Below are 19,544 nucleotides of genomic sequence, written 5' to 3'. Positions count from 1 at the left end.
CTTGGTGGTTTTTTTCGTCAGGCAACCCGGCGTGCATGGCCGGCCCAGTGCGGCTCGCGCAGGCGGTACTTCATGACCTTGCCGGCGCCCGAGATCGGCAGCGCGTCGACGAACGCCACGCTGCGCGGGCACTTGTAGCCGGCGATCAAATCGCGGCAATGGGCGATGAGCGCTTCGGCATCGGCATCGGCATCGGCTTCAGCGCCCGGCTTGCGCACCACCACCGCATGCACGGCCTCGCCCCAGCGCTCGTCGGGCACGCCGATGACGGCGGCGGCGGCCACGGCGGGGTGGCGTGCGAGCGCACCCTCGACCTCGGCGCAGTAGATGTTCTCGCCGCCGCTCACGATCATGTCCTTGTAGCGGTCGACGATGAATACGAACCCATCGTCGTCCATGCGGGCGGCGTCGCCGGTGTGCATCCAGCCGCCCTGCAATGCGGCGGCCGTCTGCTCGGGCAGGTTCCAGTAGCCCTGCATCACGCACGGGCTGCGCACCGTGAGTTCGCCCACGGTGCCGCGCGGCACCTCGCGGCCGTCGCCGTCGCACACGCGCAGGTCGATGCCCGAGAGCGCCTGGCCGGCCGAGGCCAGCTTGCCGAGCTTGCGGCCTTCGGGCGAGTGGTAGTGGCGCGTGAGGTAGCTCACGCCGGCCGACAGCTCGGTCATGCCGTAGCCCTGCGCGAACTCGGCCTGCGGGAAGGTGGCGAAGGCGCGCTCCAGCAGCGCCTCGGTGATCGGCGAGGCACCGTAGCCGACGAAGCGCACGCTCGACAGGTCGGCCTGCGCGGTGCGCGGGTCGTCCACCAGCATCTGCAGCATGGCGGGCACGGCCATGAGGTTGGTGGCGCGGTCGCGCTCGATGGCGGCGAGCATGCCGTCCACCGAGAAGCCCGGCAGGATGATCTGCGCGCAGCCCATGAGCACGCCGCGCAGCAAAAACGACAGCCCCGCCAGGTGAAAGAGCGGCGCCACCTGCAACAGCCGCGCGCTGTCGTCGAAGAAGGCGCCGAGCATCGACACCTGCGCGTTGATCACCAGCGCCGCGTGGCTGAGCATCACGCCCTTGGGCCGGCCGGTGGTGCCGCCGGTGTAGAACACGCCGGCCAGGTCGTCGCCGCCGCGCAGCGCGTCGGGCACGGGCTCGCTCTCGCGGACCAGCGCTTCGCAGTCCGTCATGCCCGTGGGTGCCTGGCGCTCGCCCATGTAGACCCAGGTGGTGACGGCGCGCGCGGCGGCGCGCAGCGCGTCCGCCGTCGCCAGGAACTGGTCGTCCACGAACAGGATGTGCGTCGCGCAGTCGTCGAGCGAGTGCGCCATCTCGGCCACGCTCCAGCGCGTGTTGACCGGGTTGACCACGCCGCCGGCCCACCACACGGCCAGGTAGTACTCCAGCGTGCGGTCGGCGTTGAGCGCGAGCACGCCCACGCGGTCGCCGGGCTGCACGCCCAGGCGGCGCAACCCGCCCGCCAGGCGCGCGACACGCTCGCCGAGTTCGCCGTAGGTGCGCGTGCGGCCCTGGAACACGGTGGCGACGGCGCGCGGGCTGCACTGCATGGCGCGGTGCAGGGCCTGCGTGAGGTACAGCGGCGGTGGCGTGGTGGGCATGGACAAGGCTCCTGTCGGTGCGGTGCGGAAATGCCATGCATGCGCGAACGCGCATGCCCGGAAAACAAGGACGTCAGCGGGCTTCGGCCACGGGCGCTGCCGCGCCCCAGCGCTTGAGCAGCGCGGGCCCGTCGTCGGGCGACACGGCCGGCGGCACGACCGGTGCGGTGCGGCTGAAGCGTGGCGCGGGCGCGGGCTGCACCACGCCGCCCACGGTGGCGAAGGTGCCGCGCGCCACGTTGTGCGGGTGCTGCGGGGCTTCGTCCCAATCGAGCACGGGCGCGAAGCAGGCGTCGCTGCCTTCGAGCAGCACGCACCACTCGTCGCGCGTGCGGGTGCGGAACACGTCGGCCAGGCGCAGCTTGAGCAGCGGCCAGCGGTCGGCGTCCATCTGGGCGTCGAAGGCGGGGTCGTCGACCAGGCCGCAGCGTTCGCGCAGCAGGGCGTAGAACTGCGGCTCGATGGAGCCGATGGCCACGTACTTGCCGTCGGCGCAGGCGTAGGTGTCGTAGAAGTGGGCGCCGCCGTCGAGCAGGTTCTCGCCGCGCTGGTTGCTCCACTGGCCGGCCGACTTGAAGCCGTACATCATGGCCGACAACAACGCAGCGCCGTCGGTCATGGCGGCGTCGACCACCTGGCCCTGGCCCGAGGCCTTGACCTCGTGCAGCGCAGCCAGCAGGCCGAAGGCCAGCAGCATGGCGCCGCCACCGAAGTCGCCCACGTAGTTCAGCGGCGGCACGGGCGCCTCGCCCGAACGCCCGATGGCGTGCAGCGCGCCGCTGATGGCGATGTAGTTGATGTCGTGGCCGGCCGCGTGCGCCAGCGGGCCGTGCTGGCCCCAGCCGGTCATGCGGCCGTAGACCAGGCGCGGGTTGCGCGCGAGGCATTCGGCCGGGCCCAGGCCCAGGCGTTCCATCACGCCGGGGCGGAAGCCCTCGATGAGGATGTCGGCGCGCGCGATGGCGTCGAGCACCGGCGCGGCGGCGTCGGGGGCGCGCAGGTCGACCTCCCAGGTGCTGCGCCCGCGCGCCAGGATGTCGTGGGGGTCGCGCCGCGTGCCGGGGCGCGCGATGCGAAGCACCTCCGCGCCCATGTCGGCGAACAGCATCGCGCAAAAGGGGCCGGGGCCGATGCCGGCCATCTCGACGACCCGAAGTCCTTTCAGGGGTCCTGCCATGTGTGTCTCCTCTGGCGCGCACCCGGCGGCCTGTTGTGTGAAGGCATCTTGGCGCGCGGGCGCCGGCGTCGCATCGTCGGAAGCGACGAAAGCGCGGAAAGACGGTTCAGCGCCCCGTGAAGACGGGCGCGCGCTTGGCCGCGAAGGCCGCGGCGGCCTCGCGGAAATCCTCTGTCTTGAGCGCGAGCACCTGGGCGCGGTTCTCCACCTCGAGCGCGGCGTCGAGGCTCGGCGCCTCGAGGTTGGCCCACATGAGCTGCTTGGTGTGGCGCGTGGCGTAGGGGCTGTTGCGCAGCACGTCGGCGGCCAGGGCGAGCGCGCGCGGCAGCAGGGCCTCGTCGTCCACCAGCGCGGCGACCAGGCCGATGCGCTCGGCCTCGTCGGCCGGCACGGGGCGACCCGTGAGCATGAGCTCGAAGGCGCGCGAGGCGCCCACCAGCCGCGGCAGGTGGTAGCTGATGCCGCACTCGCCGGCCGTGAGGCCGATGCGCACCGCGCCCACGTGGAACGAGGCCGAGCGCGCGGCCACGCGGATGTCGGCGCCCAGCGTGAGCGCAAAGCCCGCGCCCACGGCCACGCCGTTGACGGCGGCGATCACCACCTTGTCGAGCGCGCGCAGCCGCCGCACCATGCCGGCAAACAGCTCCTGCCCCGCCATCAGGTCGGCCACCGAGGGCTCGCCATCGAGCGGCTGGTCGTCGCGGCGCGTGAGCGGCGTCGTGAGGTCCCAGCCGGCGCAGAAGCCGCGCCCGGCGCCGGTGAGCACCAGCACGCGCACGCTGTCGTCCTGCGCCAGTGCGTCGAGCGCGGCGCACAGGCGCCGCACCGTGGGCTGGCTCAGTGCGTTGAGGCGCGCGGGGCGGTTCAGCGTGAGCAGCGCGATGCCTGCGCGGCTGCGGTCGATGAGGATGTCGTCGTCTGCTTCGCTGTCGGGCATGGCGGTCTCTTTCTCTGGGTTCAGCGACCGCTCCAGCGCGGTGCACGCTTTTCGATGAAGGCGCGCGGGCCTTCCTTAAAGTCTTCGCTCGCGGCCACGCGCTCGAAGGCGTCGCGCGTGAGGGCGCGCAGCGCGGCCTCGTCGAGCCCGCTGTTCGCCTCGCGCGCCACGCGCAGGCTCTGGCGCACCGCCACCGGACCGTTGCGCGCGATCTCGGCGGCCAGCGCCAGCGCGGCTTCGCGCAGCCCATCGACATCAGCCACGAGGCGATTGACCAGGCCGAAGCCGTGCGCGCGCTCGGCATCGAGCTGGCCGGCCGTGAGGATCAGCTCGAGCGCGATGTTCGGCGGAATGGCGCGCGGCAGCCGGTACAGCCCGCCCGCTGCGGCGATCAGCCCGCGCAGCACCTCGGGCAGGCCGAAGGCGGCCTGCCGCACGGCCACGACGAGGTCGCAGGCCAGCACGAGCTCGGTGCCGCCGGCCAGCGCCTTGCCGTTGACGGCGGCGATCCACGGCTTGCTGCGCTCGCGGTACACGAAGCCCGCGAAGCCGCCGCGCTCGGTGCGCAACGCGCTGCCGCGCCCGGCCGACACTTCCTTCAGGTCGGCGCCCGCGCAGAAGGCCTCGCGGCCGGCGCCGGTGAGCACCACGGCGCGGATGTCGTCGTCGGCCTCGGTGGCATCGACGGCGGCTTCGAGGCCCGAGGCCACGTCGCCGTTGACGGCATTGCGCGCCTCGGGGCGGTCGATGATGACGAGGGCGACGTGGCCCGGCAGACGTTCGACAGTCACTGCGCTCATGACACGCTCCAGTTCAAGAGTTCATCGGTACCCGCTGTCACCATGCCGCCGCAACCGACGGGGCTGCGGTCCAGGTCGGTCAGCACCTTCAGCGAAGCCGCGTCCGTGGCCTCGACGCGCGCCATGAGCCGTTCGCCGGCCGGCGTGCGCGCGATCACGATGCCCTGCGAGGGCTGGCCGTCGCGGCCGTAGACCACGGTGAAGGTCTCCAGCGTGGCGGCGCCGGCGTACTGCAGCACCAGCGGCGGCACCGGGCCGCGCCGCGCATCGGCGGCGGCCTGCACGTCGTAGTCGGGCTTCGGAAGCCCTTGCGGCGGCGGGCTGGAGCCCAGCACCAGCGCGTGGTGCTTGGTGACGTACTCACCCTGTCCGTAGAGCAGCGCCGCCTTGCCCTTCGGCGCGGCGCGCAGCGCGCGCACCAGGCCGGCGGCGGCGTGCGTCATGTAGTCGTTGAGCGGTGCGCCGAAGAAGCTCAGGCCGCCGGTGGAGGTCATGCGCGCCTCGGGTGCGAGGCCCAGCGTGCGGCGCGCCATCTTGGGCACGATGGGGAAGCAGCTGTACAGCTCCAGCATCTCGAAGGCCGAGGCGTCGCCGCCGACCTGCGCGAGCACGGTTTCCATCACCAGGTCCTGCGCGTGCGAGCGGTGGTACTGGTCGCGCTGCAGGTAGTCGCGCGGCTCGCGCGCGGCAGCGCCGTCCCACACGTAGACCCAGCGGTCTTCGGGAATGCCGAGTTCGCGCGCATGGCCCACGCTGGTGAGCAGCACGGCCGCGCCCATGTTGACCAGCGGGTTGGCCACCATGTGCTTGGTGTAGGGCCAGGCGATGAGGCGGTTGGCCGCGTCGACGCGGGCGATGTCCTCGGGCGTGAAGGGCTTGCGCAGCCAGGCGTAGGGGTTGGCGGCGGCCACCTCGGAGTAGCGCGCCCACAGGCGCGACGACTCGTCCTGCGCCTGGCGCGGCGTCTGGCCCCAGTGGGCGAGCGCGGCGTTTTCGTAGAACGGGTAGATGGTGGTCGGCATGGCCGCGCCGAGCTGGATCGCCACGGGGTGGCAGATGTCGGTACCGCGCACCAGCTTCACGCTGTCGTCGCGCGGGGTCCAGTCGAGTGGGATACCGAGCTTGGCGGCGGCATCGACCGTGTAGCGCGCCTCGGCGCCGGTGATGGCCGCCACCTGGCTCTCGCCGCGCGCGATGCGCAGCGCGGCTTCGTGGATGTAGCGCACCGGCGCTTCGCCGCCGGTGACGCCGTAGACACTGCGCGCCGGGCTGCAGCCCAGCCGTTCGTTGAGCAGCGCGGGCGCGTCGGTGTAGGGCCACGAGTACTCGCAGACGACGTCGAGCGAGTCGAGGCCGGCCAGCAGCGCGGCGGCGCCGCTGTCCTGTGCGGCGGCGCGCATGGCGCGCGCCATCAGCTCGATGGGTTCGAGGCCTTCGGCGGCCTCCTTGGTGCGGTGCGTGATCTCGCCGACGCCGACGATGACCGGCGTGCGGTCGTCCAGTGCTGTCATGGGGTTAGTGCTGTGAGAGAGGTTGTTGTTGCTGAAGCTGCGCCACGCGGCGCAGGTGCCACGCGGGCGGGCCGAACTGGCCTTCGATGAGGGTGGCGCGGCGCACGTAGTGGCCGACGGCGAGTTCTTCGGTCATGCCCATGCCGCCGTGCAGCTGCACCGCGCCCTGCCCCACGGCGCGGCAGGCCTTGGCGACCGCGACCTTGGCGGACGACACGGCGCGGGCGCGCGAGGCCGCGTCGGCGCCCGCGGCCAGTGCCTCGCCCACGCTGGCGGTGAGCGCATCGGCCTGTTCGAGCGCCATGTGCATGTCGGCCAGCCGGTGCTGCAGCACCTGGAAGCTGGAGATCGGCACGCCGAACTGCTTGCGCTGGCGCACGTAGTCGAGCGTGTCGCGCATCAGCCGGCGCAGGATGCCGATGGACTCGGCGCAGACCGCGAGCGTGGCTTCGTCGAGCGCCTGTTCGATCTGCGGCAGCGCAGTGCCTTCCTCGCCGAGCAACGCATCGGCGTTCAGGCGCACCGCGTCGAAGGCGATGTCGGCCGCGCGGCCGCCGTCGCGTGTGCGGTAGGCGCGCAGCTGCACGCCGGGCGCGTCCTTGGGCACGACCAGCAACGACAAGCCCTTGTCGCTGCGCGCCGTGACGATGACATGGCTGGCCCACGGCGCGGCCTGCACCACGGCCTTGCGCCCGTCGAGCCGCAGCCGCCCGTCGGCCTCGCGCACGAGCGTCGTGCGCACGTCGTCGCGTGCGTGGCGGCTGTGCGGCTCGTCGTGCGCGAAGGCCAACACGGCCTGCCCCGCGACAACGCGCGCGAGCAGCGCATCGGCTTGCACGCCCGGGTGGCGCTGCAGCAGGCCGGCGCCGATCACCAGCGTCGAAAGATACGGCTCGGCCGCGAGCGCACCGCCCAGCGTGGGCAGCAGCGCGAGGTGCGCGGCCAGGCCGAGGCCCAGTCCGCCCTGCGATTCGGGCAGGGCCGCGCCCAGCAGCCCGAGGTCACTTGCGAGGCCTTGCCAGAACGGCGGCGGTGCATCGTCGGCGGCGGCCAGCGCATGAAGTCGCTGCTCGAAGCCATGCTGGTCGTCGAGGTAGCGCGCGAGGCTGTCGCGCAGCATCGCGAGGGTGTCGTCTTGGTCGGTGAGGGTGGTCATGGGAAGCGGGCCTCAGCGTGATTGCAGCAACTGCGCCGCGATGATGTTGCGCTGCACTTCGTTGGAGCCGGCGTAGATCGACGCGGCGCGATCGTTGAGGTAGGCGGACATCGAGAACACCGCCTCCTCGGGCACGGGCAGCGCGCCTTGCAGGCTGTCGTCCAGGGGTAGGTCGGCCGCCGCGTAGTGGGCGGCAATCTCCACGCCGAGTTCGGTCAGGCGCTGGCGCAGCTCGGAGCCCATCACCTTGCCCATCGAGGGCCGGATGCCGTGCGGCTCGCCGCGGGCTTGGGCGCGCAGCGACTGCAGCTCGGTGGCCTCGACGGCATCGATGGCGCAGTCCATCTCGGCCAAGCGCAGCGCCATCTCGCGCGCCTCGTCGGCGGCGGTGTCGCCCGCGGCAGCAAAGGCGCTGTCGGCCGCGGCGCACAACCGGCGCAGGCGCGCGCGCAGCATCGGCGCCCAGGCCCCGCCGCGCTCGTGCTGCAGCAGGTACTTGGCCACCGTCCAGCCCTGGTTCTCCTCGCCGATGAGGCCGCTGGCGGGCACGCGCACGTCGTCGAAGAACACCTGGTTGAGCTCGTGGTCGCCCGAGATGCTGATGATCGGACGGATGGTCAGGCCGGCCTGGGGAATGTCGAAGCACAGGAAGCTGATGCCCTGCTGCGCCTTGCCGCCCGAGGCGGTGCGCACGAGGCAGAACATGCGGTTGGCGTACTGCGCGTGGGTGGTCCAGATCTTGGTGCCGTTGATGACGTAGTCGTCGCCGTCACGCACCGCCTTGCACTGCAGCGAGGCCAGGTCGGAGCCCGACTGCGGCTCGGAATAGCCCTGGCACCAATAATCCTCGCCCGAACGGATGCCCGGCAGCCAGGCCTGCTTCTGCGCCTCGGTGCCGAAGGCGATGATCACCGGCGCGACCATGCCGGGCCCCATGGGCGCGCGCGGCGGCGCGTCGGCCGCGGCCAGCTCGCTGGCGAAGAGGTAGTGCTGCATCGGCGTCCAGCCGGTGCCGCCGTGTTCCACCGGCCAGTGCGGCACGCTCCAGCCGCGCCGGGCCAGCACGCGGTGCCAGCGGTTGCCGTCGGCATAGTCGGTGAAGATGCCGGAGCAGCGACGCCCTGCGGCGCGCAGCTCAGGCGTCAGATCGCGCGCGAGAAAGTCGCGAACCTCGTCGCGAAACGCGGTCTCCGCCGCGCTGAGGGTCCAGGCCATGGTGTTGTCTCACAGGGTTCACACCCGGCAAGTGTGCGGCGCGCGCGCCGGCGCGGCATCGTCGGATCGGACGAACGTGGGCGCCCCACCATGGCGGTGAGCGCTTTTTTCTTCAGTTCTTCCGTCGGGGCCCGTGCAGGGCCGGACGTTCAGGCCGCGACCGCTTCGCGTGCCGGCACCGCTTGCGTCCCGACGGGCATGTGCTGCGCCCAGTCGATGATCTCGAGCGTGCCGTCGGCATGCTCGGCCAGCGCGGTGAGGCTTTCCACCCAGTCGCCGTCGTTGCAGTACAGGATGCCGTCGATGTCGCGCATCTCGGCGTGGTGGATGTGGCCGCAGACCACGCCCTGCGCGCCGCGGTTGCGGGCCTCGCGGGCCACTGCGTTCTCGAAATCGCCGACGTAGCTCACGGCGCGCTTGACCTTGCCCTTGAGGTACTTCGAGAGCGACCAGTACGGCAGCCCCATGCGCGCGCGCAGCGAGTTGAGATGCCGGTTGAGCTTGAGCGTGAACTCGTAGAGCGAGTCGCCCACATAGGCGAGCCACTTGGCGCACTGGATCACGCCGTCGAACAGGTCGCCGTGGATGATCCACAGCTTGCGGCCGTCGGCGGTCTCGTGAATCCATTCGTCGGCCACGTCGATGCCGCCGAAGTTGTGGTTGAGGTACTTGCGGGCGAACTCGTCGTGGTTGCCCGGGATGAAGATCACGCGCGTGCCCTTGCGCGCCTTGCGCAGCAGCTTCTGGATCACGTCGTTGTGCGCCTGCGGCCAGTACCAGTGGCGCTTGAGCTGCCAGCCGTCGATGATGTCGCCGACCAGGAACAGGGTCTCGCACTCGGTGTGCTTGAGGAAGTCGAGCAGCGCCCGGGCCTGGCAGCCGGGCGTGCCCAGGTGCAGGTCGGAGATCCAGAGGGTGCGATAGCGCAGCGCCGGACGCGCCGCATCGTCGTCCTCCGGCTCGGGAGGCTGGATCGCGGTGTCGCGCCAGGCGCGAAGGAAAGCGTCGTCGCGTTGCATGGTCCGGCAGGTTCGCATCCGCGCATGACCGCGCGATGGCGACTCCGTGACATCCCGGTGACGCGTGGCACCGGGGCAACGCCACAATCGGACGATGCGCTCTGGCCAGATCATCGTTCTCGTGTCTCCCGTGTTCTTTTTGCTGATCGCGATCGAGTTCGCGGTCGGCCGCGCGCGTGCCCGGCGCGGCACCGGGCAGGACACCTACCGCCTGGCCGACGCCGTGAACAGCATCGGGCTGGGCATGCTGAGCCAGATCAGCGCGGTGCTCACGGGGCTTCTGCGCATCGGCATCTACACGGCCGTGTATTCGGCGGTGGCGCTCTTTCCGCAGGAGGCGGCGCGCGAGTTCTGGACCACCTGGTACGGCTGGCTGCTGGCGCTGGTGTTCTACGACTTCTGCTACTACTGGCTGCACCGCATGGGCCACGAGTCGGCCGTGCTGTGGGCCGCGCACGTGGTGCACCACCAGAGCCAGCACTACAACCTGTCGACCGCGCTGCGCCAGACCTCGAGCGGTGCGCTGCTGGGCTGGATCTTCTATTTGCCGATGGCCGTGGCCGGCGTGCCGCCACTGGTGTTCGTGGTGGTGGCGCTCATCGACCTGCTCTACCAGTTCTGGGTGCATACCGAACAGGTCGGCAAGCTCGGCTGGTTCGACCGCTGGTTCTGCTCACCCTCGAACCACCGCGTGCACCACGCGGTGAACGACACGTATCTGGACCGCAACTACGGCGGCGTGCTGATCGTGTGGGACCGCCTCTTCGGCACCTTCCGCGAGGAGGACGAGCGCTGCGTGTACGGCACGCGCGGCGAGCTGAAAAGCTGGGACCCGCTGTGGGCCAACGCCGAGGTCTACTGGGCACTCGCCAGGGATTCATGGCATGCGCGCCGCTGGTCCGACAAGCTGCGCGTGTGGTTCAAGCCACCCGGCTGGCGCCCCGCCGACGTGGCGGCGCGCTACCCGAAGCCCGCCTTCGACATCGCGAAGGTGACGCGCTACGAGCCCGTGGTGAGCCGCGGCGTGCAATGGTTCGCGGGCCTGCAGTTCCTCGCGCTGCTGGCCGGCGTGACGGTGTTCCTGTGGTTCTCCGACGCCCTGCCGCTGCCGCAGGCCGCCGTCTGGCTGGCCGCGCTGACGGCCGGGCTGTGGGCCGTGGGCGCGGTGCTGCAGGGGCGGCTGTCGGTCACCGAGGTGCTGCTGGTCGAGGCCGCCGCGCTGGCCACGGCGAGCGCGGCCTTGGGCATCGGCTGGCTGCACCTCCTCTTCAAGCCATTGGCGCTGGCCATCGCCATCGCCTTCGCGGCCCGCCGCGCGCAACGCCAGCCCGGCGGCGTCGCGCGCTTCGATGCGCTGCTGCTGACCGGCCTGGTCTTCTCGCTCGCGGGCGACGTGCTGCTGATGGGGCCGGCCAACCTCTTCGTGCCCGGGCTCGTGTGCTTCCTGCTCGCGCACCTGGCGTACATCGCGCTGTTCCGCATCGGCGTCGGGCTGTTCCCGCGGCCGCGCGCGCTGGCGGCCACCTTGCTGATCGGCGCGGGCATGTACGCCTTCCTGTGGCAGGGCGGCCTGCCGGTGGCGCTGCGCATTCCGGTCGGCTTCTACGTGGTGGTGATCGCCTGCATGGCGGCGCAGGCCATCGGGCGTGCGGCGGTGCTGCGTTCAAGCGACCCGGCCGCGCTGTGGGTGGCGGTGGGCGCCTGCTTCTTCATGCTGAGCGACGCGCTGCTGGCGATCAACCGGTTCGTGTCGCCGCTGCCGCTGGCGTCGCTGTGGGTGCTGGCAACGTACTACACGGCGCAGATGCTGATCGTGCGGCATGCGAAATCTCCTCGAAGGGGGTAGATTTCGCTCGCCCTATCAGAAGCGACCATCTGTTGCATTGCGGCGCAAGGGAAGCCGATGTGCGTTTTTTCCGGCGTTCGGATCGCAGTCCAGAATCGACTCCACGGCGGCGACTGGCCCCGTCGTCGAGGTCTCGCGCAAGTCGAGTGGCCGCTCGAGCTGACGCTTGCGGCAAGCGTCCTCAGCCTCTTTCTCTCGGCGCCGCTTTTCCACCAGTTCCGCCACTTTTTCGTGGTCGATATCGACGACCCAGCGACCTTCCTTCGTGCGACGCCAGCTGGCAAAGGTGTTGAACCACGGCGTCCAGGCATCGTTGAGGGGAGATGCATCGTCGTAGAGCTGTGGATCCAACTTGGTGAACGGCATCGTTTCACCGTCTTTGTCGACGACGGTGAGAGCGCCTTTTTTCTCCCCTGATGAGAACAGATAGGAGAACCAAGCTGCCGTGCTGTTGTCAGGCGACACCGAAACGATTTCGTCCAGATCGAAATCCACCCCGGGAATCGATTGAAGCGGCAGCAACTGAATCTGGAGCGAGCGCTCATCGAAAATTCGCCCCGTGTATGGCGGCGCTCTTCCATTCGTCAGCTCATGCGTTCTGGCGTCGTGAACAAACCAACGGCCCGCATCGAGTCGGGTGGCGGCAATTCCGTTGGCGATCCATGCATTCGGTATCGCCCTTGCCGTGGTCGGAAGCGGAGTGACCGCGACCGAACCATCCGTTGCTTCCTTGAGGACATAGAAATTGGAAGCACTGCTCACAAGCCATGTTGGATGGGGGCCCGCCAAACGTGCTTCGATCGCGATGAATCGACCTGTCTCATCAGGCGCCTTCACCTCCTTCGGGAAAAGGCGGCCATGGCGGACGATGAGGTACGAAGGATCAGCCGGACGCAAGTAGCCCGTGAAATCCACGTACTGGAACTGGAAATTGCCGATGCGCTCTTCAGGCGAATCCTTGCGGACGCTGCAACCCGAAAGGCTGAAAAGAAACATGGCGCCGAGAACGATCCAGGTGCTGTTTCGTGACTTGAGCGCTTTGCCGAGACCTGTCCTGGCGCAAGAAGCATCAAGGAAGTTCATGCAGCGCTGCCGATTTGCGTTCGCTCACGGGAAACGGGTCCACGTGAATTTCTGAAGCAGACCGGAGCCATCGTTCTCATGGACAGACAGGAGATGGCTGCAACAGCGGAACCCTTCCTCTACTCAGCGCAGCGCTGGATCTCCACCGTCGAGTGCCGGATCTCCTCGTGCATCGAGAAGCACGCCCGCACCTGGTCCGCCGTGAGCGTGGCCGAATGCGTCACCACCGTGAGCGCGCAGGCGTACGCGTCGCGGCCGACGCGCCAGACGTGCAGGTCGGCCACGCGGGTTTCGGAGTCGGCCAGCATCGTCTCAACGCCTTCGCGGATTTCGGCGGTGACGGGGTGGTCCATCTCGCGGTCGAGCAGGACCTTGCCGGTTTCCTTCAGCAGGCCCTTGGCCCAGACGGCGACGAGCACGGCGCCGACGATGCCCATGGCCGGGTCGAGCCAGGACCAGCCGTAGAACCAGCCGCCCAGCAGCGCCGCGATGGCGAGCACCGAGGTGGCGGCGTCGGCCACCACGTGCAGGTAGGCGGAACGCAGGTTGAGGTCGTGGCCATGCGCGTGGTCATGGCCGTGGTGGTGGTCATGCGCGTGCCCGTGGTCATGGCCGTGATGGTCATGCGAATGCCCCAAGAGCCGCGCGCAGACCAGGTTCACCACCAGGCCCAGCACCGCGATCGAGATGGCTTCGGGGTAGTGGATGGCCACGGGCGACCACAGCCGCTCCAGCGAGCCGACCACCATGAGCGCGGCGACGCCGAGCAGCAGCAGCGCGCTCGCGAAGCCGCCGAGCACCTCGATCTTCCAGGTGCCGAAGGCAAAGCGCGGGTCGCGGGCGTAGCGCCGCGCGGCGGCGTAGGCAAAGGCGCTCAGGCCGATGGCCAGCGCGTGCGAACTCATGTGCCAGCCGTCGGCCAGGAGCGCCATGGAGTTGAACCACCAGCCGGCGCCGATCTCGACCACCATCATGGCGGCGGTGATCCACATCACGAGGCGGGTGCTGCGTTCGGCGGCGGCATTGCCGGCGCCGAAATGGTGGTCGTGCTGCCAGGCGCTCAGGTCGTGGGTGTGCATGGTTTTCTCTTCAGGCGCCGAACAGGTCCGGGCCGTCGGCGCGGCCCGAGGGCGGCACCACGCCCAGGTGGCGGTAGGCCGCGAGCGTGGCGATGCGCCCGCGCGGCGTGCGTTGCAGGTAGCCCTGCTGGATGAGGTAGGGCTCGATCACGTCTTCGATGGTGTCGCGCTCTTCGCCGATGCTGGCGGCCACGTTGTCCAGGCCGACCGGGCCGCCGTCGAAGCGGTGGATGACGGCCTCGAGCAGCTTGCGGTCCATGAGGTCGAAGCCCTGCGGGTCGACGTCGAGCATGGCCAGCGCCTTGTGCGCGATGTCCTCGGTGATGCGGCCGTTGCCCTTGACCTCGGCGTAGTCGCGCACGCGGCGCAGCAGGCGGTTGGCGATGCGGGGCGTGCCGCGCGAACGGCGCGCGATCTCGAAGCCGCCGGCGGCGTCGGTCTCGACCTTAAGCAGGCCCGCGCTGCGGCGCACGATGAGCGCCAGCTCCTCGGGCGTGTAGAACTCCAGCCGCGCCACGATGCCGAAGCGGTCGCGCAGCGGGTTGGTCAGCATGCCGGCGCGGGTGGTGGCGCCCACCAGCGTGAAGGGCTGCAGGTCGAGCTTGATGCTGCGCGCCGCGGGGCCCTCGCCGATCATGATGTCGATCTGGTAGTCCTCCAGCGCGGGGTACAGGATTTCCTCGACGACCGGGCTCAGGCGGTGGATCTCGTCGATGAAGAGCACGTCGTTGGGCTCGAGGTTGGTCAGCAGCGCCGCCAGGTCCTTGGGCTTTTCGAGCACGGGGCCCGAGGTCTGGCGCAGGTTGACGCCCAGCTCGGCCGCAATGATGTGCGACAGCGTGGTCTTGCCCAGGCCCGGCGGGCCGAACAGCAGCACGTGGTCGAGCGCCTCTTTGCGCTTGCGCGCCGCGCCGATGAAGATCTCGAGCTGCTCGCGCACCTTGGCCTGGCCGACGTACTCATCGAGCAGCTTGGGCCGCAGCGCCCGCTCGATCGCCTCCTCGTTGGGCGAGGCGGGGGCGGCGGACACCACGCGTTGCGGGGCGGGGGCGAAATCGTCGGTCTGGATGGTCATTTGGAATGGGGCTGCGGCGATGAGTTTAGTCCTTGGCCACACTGGCAGAATGCTTGGAGAACATAACAAGAGAGGGAAGTCAGAACGTGTCCATCTACGAACTGAAACCGCGTTTCCAGGCAATGCTGCGACCGCTCGTGGTCCGGCTGCATGCGATGGGCGTGACAGCCAACCAGGTGACGCTGGCGGCCTGCGCGGTGTCGGTCGTGCTCGGGCTCTGGCTGTTCTTCGCCGCGCCCTCGCTGGCGGCCTTCGGCCTGATCCCCGCCTGGATGTTCCTGCGCATGGCCTTCAATGCCATCGACGGCATGCTGGCGCGCGAGCACCACCAGCAAAGCCGGCTGGGCGCCTTCCTCAACGAACTCACCGACGTGGTCTCCGACGCCGCGCTCTACCTGCCCTTCGCGCTGGTGGCGCCGTTCGCGCCGTTCTGGGTCGGCACGGTCATCGTGCTGGCCGGGCTGAGCGAATTCGCCGGCGCGCTGGGCCCGACGGTGGGCGCCTCGCGCCGCTACGACGGGCCGATGGGCAAGAGCGACCGGGCCTTCGTGTTCGGCGCGCTCGGGTTGTATGTCGCCCTCGGCGGGCCGCTGCCGGGCTGGACCGCCCTGCTGATGCCATTGCTGGCCGCGCTGGTGGCCTGGACGGTCGCCAACCGCATCCGCCGCGCCCTGGCCGAGGCCGAGGCGCCTGCCGCCTGAAACACCCCCATACAAATAAATAAAGAAGACCCTTCTTCATGACCCTTTCCACACCCCGCGTCGCCGCCGAACACCACTTCCGCACGCACGACGGCGAATCGCTGTTCTACCGCCACTGGCCGGCCACGGGCGCCGCGCGGCGCGGCGCCGTGCTGCTGTTCCATCGCGGCCACGAGCACGGCGCGCGCATGGCGCACCTGGTGGACGAGCTGGACCTGCCCGATTTCGACTTCTTCGCCTGGGATGCGCGCGGCCACGGCCTGTCGCCGGGCCAGCGCGGCTACAGCCCCAGCTTCGGCACCTCGGTGCGCGACGTGCAGACCTTCGTGCAGCACATCGCCGCCGCCCACGGCGTGCCCGAGCACGACATCCACGTGGTGGCGCAGAGCGTGGGCGCGGTGCTGATCGCCACCTGGGCACACGACTACGCGCCCAAGGTGCGCGGCCTCACGCTGGCCTCGCCGGCCTTCAAGGTCAAGCTCTACGTGCCGTTCGCGCGGCCGGGGCTGGCGCTGATGCACAAGCTGCGCGGGCTGTTCTTCGTAAACAGCTACGTGAAGCCGAAGTTCCTCACGCACGACCCCGCGCGCATCGAGAGCTACAAGAACGACCCGCTGATCTCGCGCCCGATCGCCGTCAACATCCTGCTGGGCCTGTACGAGGCGGCCGACCGCGTGGTGGCCGACGCCAACGCGATCACGCTGCCGGTGCAGCTGCTCATCTCGGGCGCCGACTGGGTGGTGCACCACAAGCCGCAGCACCAGTTCTTCGAGCGGCTGGGCAGCGCGGTGAAGACGAAGACGGTGCTGCCAGGCTTCTTCCACGACACGCTGGGCGAGAAAGACCGGGCGCCCGCGGTGGCGTCGATCCGCGAATTCATCCTGCAGCGCTTCGACGAACCGGCCGTGCCGGTCGACCTGCGCGAGGCGCACCTGCGCGGCAACACGGCCGATGAATCGCGCGCGCTGGCCGAACCGCTCTCGCCCCTCTCGCCGCGCGGCGCCTACTGGGCGATCACGCGCGGCGGGCTGCGCGTGGGCGGCGCGCTGTCCAGCGGCATCGCGCTGGGCCACGCCACGGGCTTCGACTCGGGCAGCACGCTCGACTACGTCTACCGCAACCAGCCGCAGGGCAAGGGCGCGCTGGGCCGCTCGGTCGACCGCACCTACCTGGACTCCATCGGCTGGCGCGGCATCCGCCAGCGCAAGGTCCACGTCGAGGAGCTGCTGCGCATCGCGATGGAGCGGCTGGTCGAGATGCACCGCGAGGTGCGGCTCATGGACATCGCCGCCGGCCACGGCCGCTACGTGCTCGACGCGGTGCTGGCCAGTCCGGTGAAGGCCAGCTCGATCCTGCTGCGCGACTACAGCGACATCAACGTGCGCGACGGCACGGCCCTGATCGCCGAGAAGGGCCTGGAAGACGTCGCCCAGTTCGTGCAGGCCGACGCCTTCGACCGCATCAGCCTGGCGAGCGTGACGCCGCGGCCCACGCTGGCGGTGGTGTCGGGCCTGTACGAGCTGTTCCCCGACAACGAGATGGTGCGCCGCTCGCTGGCGGGCGTGGGCGACGCGGTGGAAGACCGGGGCTACCTGGTCTACACCGGCCAGCCCTGGCACCCGCAGCTCGAAATGATCGCCCGCGCGCTCACCAGCCACCGCCAGGGCGAAGCCTGGGTGATGCGCCGGCGCACGCAGGCCGAGATGGACCAGCTGGTCGAAGAAGCGGGCTTCCGCAAGATCGACCAGCGGGTGGACGAGTGGGGCATCTTCACGGTGTCGCTGGCGGTGCGCGTCGCGCAATGACCGCCCGGCGCGCGCCCCGGCCGTGGAAACGCGCCGCCGCGTGGCTGGTGTTTTTGGGGCCGCTGTTCTACGCGACCTACGGCTTCGCCAACTGGTGGGCCACCACGCGCGCCAGCGTGCCCTCGATGGCCTTCGACTGGGAGCGGCAGGTGCCCTTCTGGGCCTGGACGATCTTTCCGTACTGGACCATCAACGTCTTCTACGCACTGTCGCTGTTCCTGGCGCGTGACCGCCACACGCTCGACCGGCATGCGCTGCGGCTGGTGAGCGCCACGCTCATCGCCTGCACCTGCTTCATCCTCTGGCCGCTGCACTTCAGCTTCGGCCAGCCGCCGGTGGAGGGCGCGCCGGCCTTCCTGTTCAATGCGCTGCGCGGCTTCGACCAGCCCTACAACCAGGCGCCCTCGCTGCACATCGCGCTGGCCGTGATCCTGTGGGACTGGTACCGGCGCTTCATCCGGCCGCTGTGGGCGCGGCTCGTGCTGCATGTGTGGGCCTTCGCGATCTGCGCCTCGGTGCTCACGACCTGGCAGCACCACTTCATCGACATCCCGACCGGCGCGCTGCTGGGCATCTTCTGCGTCTGGCTGTGGCCGATGGCGCGCCGGGTGTCGATGCTGCGCGCATGGCGCCTGGCGCGCGATCCGCAGCGGCTGAAGCTCGCGGGCTTCTACGCCGTGGGCGCGGCGCTGTGCCTGTTCGCGGCGCTGGCAACGGGCGGCGTGGCGCTGTGGCTGGCGTGGCCGGCGGCGGCGCTCGCGCTGGTGGCGCTCAACTACCTCGGCTTCGGCGCGCGCGGCTTCCAGATGGACGGCCACGGCCGCATGGGCTGGGCGGCGCGCTGGCTGTTCGCGCCCTACCGTCTGGCCGCGGCCTTCAATGTGTGGCTCTGGACGCGCAAGCTGCCGGCCTCGGTCGAGGTGGTGCCCGGCCTGCGCCTGGGCCGTCGCCCCACGCAGGCCGAATGGCTCGCCGCCGGCCAGCCCCGGCTCGTGAGCCTGTGCGCCGAGCTGCAACTGCCGGCCGGCGTGCCGCCCGCCCGTGCGCGCTGCGTGCCGCTGCTCGACCTCGTGGTGCCGCCGCCCGTGCGCCTGCGCCGCGCCGCGGCCGTCATCGAAGGCCAGCGCCGCGCGGCGGCCGACGGAACGGCGGTCTGGGTCTGCTGCGCGCTGGGCTTCTCGCGCAGCGCCGCCGCCGTGATCGCCTGGCTGGGCCGCGACCACGGCCTGGCACAGGCCGAAGACGCCGTGCGCCGCGCCCGCCCGCAGATCGTGCTGCACGCCGCCTGGCGTACCGCACTCGAACCCCTTGGAACACCTTCGCGCCATGACTGACAACGAACGCGCCACCTGCACCACCCTGGCCGGCCTGCTGCGCGCGGCGGCCATGCTCGCCCTCTGGGGCTTCGCGCTCACCTGCATCGCCGCCCTGGTGCTGGCGCTCACGCTGCGCGGGCTCTCGAACACCGCCATCCTGGCCTTTGCCGCGGTGATGGTGCTGGGCGTGCTCGAACGCTACTTCGCCTTCCGGCTGCGGCTGGACCAGGCGCTGTTCGAAGGCCTGGCCAACGGCCAGATCGCCTCGCTGGGCGCGATGGACAACGCCCTTTCGGTGCTCGGGCTGCGCGACCCGCCACCGCAGCCCAACGCCCGCGCGCTCGCCGACCGCGTGCAGGGAACCCGCCAACTGATGCAGCGCCACGCCATCGTGATCGCCTGCCAGAACGCGCTCTTCCTGCTCGCCCTCATGACACAGGAACTCGCTTGAACAACGACAACGGCAACAACAAGAACGACAGCAGCAGCAGCAGCAGCAGCAGCAGCAGCAATGGCGACGGCAACGACAGCGCCCGCCCCGGCGCCATCGTGCGCCGCGGGCTCGCGGTGGTGGCGGGCCAGCTCATCATCGGCGCGGCCGGCCTCCTGACCGGCGTGCGCGCCATCTGGTCGGGCACCACGCCCAAGGCCGAGCAGACGCTGTACTTCGCCAACCACACGAGCCACGGCGACTTCGTGCTGCTGTGGGCCACGCTGCCCTCCGACCTGCGCGCGCTCACGCGGCCCGTGGCGGGCCAGGACTACTGGGAGGCCTCGAAGCTGCGCAACTTCATCGGCAAGGACGTGTTCAACGCGCTCATGATCCGCCGCGACGGCTCGGGCCAGGGCGGCAACCCGGTCGACCAGATGAAGGAGGCGCTGGAAGGCGGCGACTCGCTCATCATGTTCCCCGAGGGCACCCGCAACACGGGCGACGACATCCTGCTGCCGCTGAAAAGCGGCCTCTTCCACCTGGCGCGCGCCTGCCCCACCGTGCGGCTGGTGCCGGTGTGGATCGAGAACCTCAAGCGCGTGCTGCCCAAGGGCACGCTGGTGCCGATCCCGCTGGCCTGCACGGTGCGCTTCGGCGCACCGATCCAGCTCGAGGAAGGCGAAGACAAGACGGCGTTCCTCGCCCGCGCACGCACGGCCATGCTCGACCTGCGCCCGGAGTACGACCGCATCGAACCCAACGGAGGGACCGCCTCGTGATCGAA

Annotated in this window: 17 protein-coding genes; 6 read left to right on the top strand and 11 right to left on the bottom strand. The window is 70.3% G+C overall.

What is annotated here, in order from left to right; all coding sequences use genetic code 11:
* Positions 1-17: 17 nt before the first annotated feature.
* The 8 genes from AC07OX_RS21845 to AC07OX_RS21810 all read right to left on the bottom strand — a co-directional run bounded on the left by AC07OX_RS21845 (position 18) and on the right by AC07OX_RS21810 (position 9,422).
* The gene (locus AC07OX_RS21845; RefSeq protein ID WP_495262426.1) at positions 18-1,607 is read right to left on the bottom strand and encodes a long-chain-fatty-acid--CoA ligase; all 1,590 of its coding nucleotides are present in this window, start codon (positions 1,605-1,607) and stop codon (positions 18-20) included.
* 73 nt (positions 1,608-1,680) lie between these two features.
* Entirely contained in the window at positions 1,681-2,784 is a 1,104-nt protein-coding gene (locus AC07OX_RS21840) for a CaiB/BaiF CoA transferase family protein (protein ID WP_062478197.1), read from the bottom strand.
* Positions 2,785-2,890: 106 nt separating this feature from the next.
* The gene (locus tag AC07OX_RS21835; protein ID WP_495262427.1) at positions 2,891-3,721 is read right to left on the bottom strand and encodes an enoyl-CoA hydratase/isomerase family protein; all 831 of its coding nucleotides are present in this window, start codon (positions 3,719-3,721) and stop codon (positions 2,891-2,893) included.
* A gap of 20 nt (positions 3,722-3,741) precedes the next feature.
* Positions 3,742-4,521: an enoyl-CoA hydratase-related protein gene (locus AC07OX_RS21830; RefSeq protein ID WP_495262428.1), complete on the bottom strand. Its 780-nt coding sequence runs from the start codon at positions 4,519-4,521 to the stop codon at positions 3,742-3,744.
* Positions 4,518-6,032, bottom strand: coding sequence for an acetyl-CoA acetyltransferase (locus AC07OX_RS21825; protein WP_495262429.1), 1,515 nt, complete (start codon positions 6,030-6,032; stop codon positions 4,518-4,520). Before AC07OX_RS21825 ends, AC07OX_RS21830 begins: the two co-directional genes overlap by 4 nt.
* A gap of 4 nt (positions 6,033-6,036) precedes the next feature.
* The gene (locus AC07OX_RS21820; RefSeq protein WP_495262430.1) at positions 6,037-7,188 is read right to left on the bottom strand and encodes an acyl-CoA dehydrogenase family protein; all 1,152 of its coding nucleotides are present in this window, start codon (positions 7,186-7,188) and stop codon (positions 6,037-6,039) included.
* A gap of 12 nt (positions 7,189-7,200) precedes the next feature.
* The gene (locus AC07OX_RS21815) at positions 7,201-8,403 is read right to left on the bottom strand and encodes an acyl-CoA dehydrogenase family protein (RefSeq protein WP_495262431.1); all 1,203 of its coding nucleotides are present in this window, start codon (positions 8,401-8,403) and stop codon (positions 7,201-7,203) included.
* 149 nt (positions 8,404-8,552) lie between these two features.
* Positions 8,553-9,422: a UDP-2,3-diacylglucosamine diphosphatase gene (locus tag AC07OX_RS21810; RefSeq protein ID WP_062482079.1), complete on the bottom strand. Its 870-nt coding sequence runs from the start codon at positions 9,420-9,422 to the stop codon at positions 8,553-8,555.
* 94 nt (positions 9,423-9,516) lie between these two features.
* On the opposite strand from AC07OX_RS21810, the gene AC07OX_RS21805 reads away from it, so the two are divergent.
* The gene (locus AC07OX_RS21805) at positions 9,517-11,268 is read left to right on the top strand and encodes a lysoplasmalogenase family protein (RefSeq protein ID WP_495262432.1); all 1,752 of its coding nucleotides are present in this window, start codon (positions 9,517-9,519) and stop codon (positions 11,266-11,268) included.
* A gap of 15 nt (positions 11,269-11,283) precedes the next feature.
* On the opposite strand, the gene AC07OX_RS21800 is transcribed toward AC07OX_RS21805, so the two are convergent.
* From AC07OX_RS21800 to ruvB, 3 genes are all read right to left on the bottom strand, one after another.
* Positions 11,284-12,351, bottom strand: coding sequence for a hypothetical protein (locus AC07OX_RS21800; protein ID WP_495262433.1), 1,068 nt, complete (start codon positions 12,349-12,351; stop codon positions 11,284-11,286).
* Positions 12,352-12,470: 119 nt separating this feature from the next.
* Entirely contained in the window at positions 12,471-13,430 is a 960-nt protein-coding gene (dmeF, locus tag AC07OX_RS21795; protein ID WP_307584342.1) for a CDF family Co(II)/Ni(II) efflux transporter DmeF, read from the bottom strand.
* A 10-nt stretch (positions 13,431-13,440) separates the two neighbouring features.
* Complete coding sequence (ruvB, locus tag AC07OX_RS21790; RefSeq protein WP_062482092.1) at positions 13,441-14,505, bottom strand: Holliday junction branch migration DNA helicase RuvB; 1,065 nt, start codon at positions 14,503-14,505, stop codon at positions 13,441-13,443.
* 86 nt (positions 14,506-14,591) lie between these two features.
* Between ruvB and AC07OX_RS21785 the strand changes: the two genes are divergently transcribed.
* The 5 genes from AC07OX_RS21785 (at position 14,592) to AC07OX_RS21765 (ending at position 19,539) form a co-directional block, all read left to right on the top strand.
* Entirely contained in the window at positions 14,592-15,206 is a 615-nt protein-coding gene (locus AC07OX_RS21785; protein ID WP_495262434.1) for a CDP-alcohol phosphatidyltransferase family protein, read from the top strand.
* A 38-nt stretch (positions 15,207-15,244) separates the two neighbouring features.
* Positions 15,245-17,011 carry a bifunctional alpha/beta hydrolase/class I SAM-dependent methyltransferase gene (locus AC07OX_RS21780; RefSeq protein WP_495262435.1) on the top strand — a complete coding sequence of 589 codons (1,767 nt, stop codon included), beginning with the start codon at positions 15,245-15,247 and terminating at the stop codon, positions 17,009-17,011.
* Positions 17,008-18,345 carry a phosphatase PAP2/dual specificity phosphatase family protein gene (locus AC07OX_RS21775; RefSeq protein ID WP_495262436.1) on the top strand — a complete coding sequence of 446 codons (1,338 nt, stop codon included), beginning with the start codon at positions 17,008-17,010 and terminating at the stop codon, positions 18,343-18,345. The genes AC07OX_RS21780 and AC07OX_RS21775 overlap by 4 nt, the downstream gene beginning before the upstream one ends.
* Positions 18,338-18,778, top strand: a complete 441-nt coding sequence (locus AC07OX_RS21770) for a hypothetical protein (protein WP_062482724.1) — start codon at positions 18,338-18,340, stop codon at positions 18,776-18,778. Before AC07OX_RS21775 ends, AC07OX_RS21770 begins: the two co-directional genes overlap by 8 nt.
* A gap of 95 nt (positions 18,779-18,873) precedes the next feature.
* Positions 18,874-19,539: a lysophospholipid acyltransferase family protein gene (locus AC07OX_RS21765; RefSeq protein ID WP_307696472.1), complete on the top strand. Its 666-nt coding sequence runs from the start codon at positions 18,874-18,876 to the stop codon at positions 19,537-19,539.
* Positions 19,540-19,544: the final 5 nt, after the last annotated feature.

It is taken from the genome of Variovorax sp. GW821-FHT09D07 (assembly GCF_059416345.1).
The sequence above is the reverse complement of the archived record's forward strand: the minus strand, read 5'-3'. Positions and strand labels throughout refer to the sequence as shown.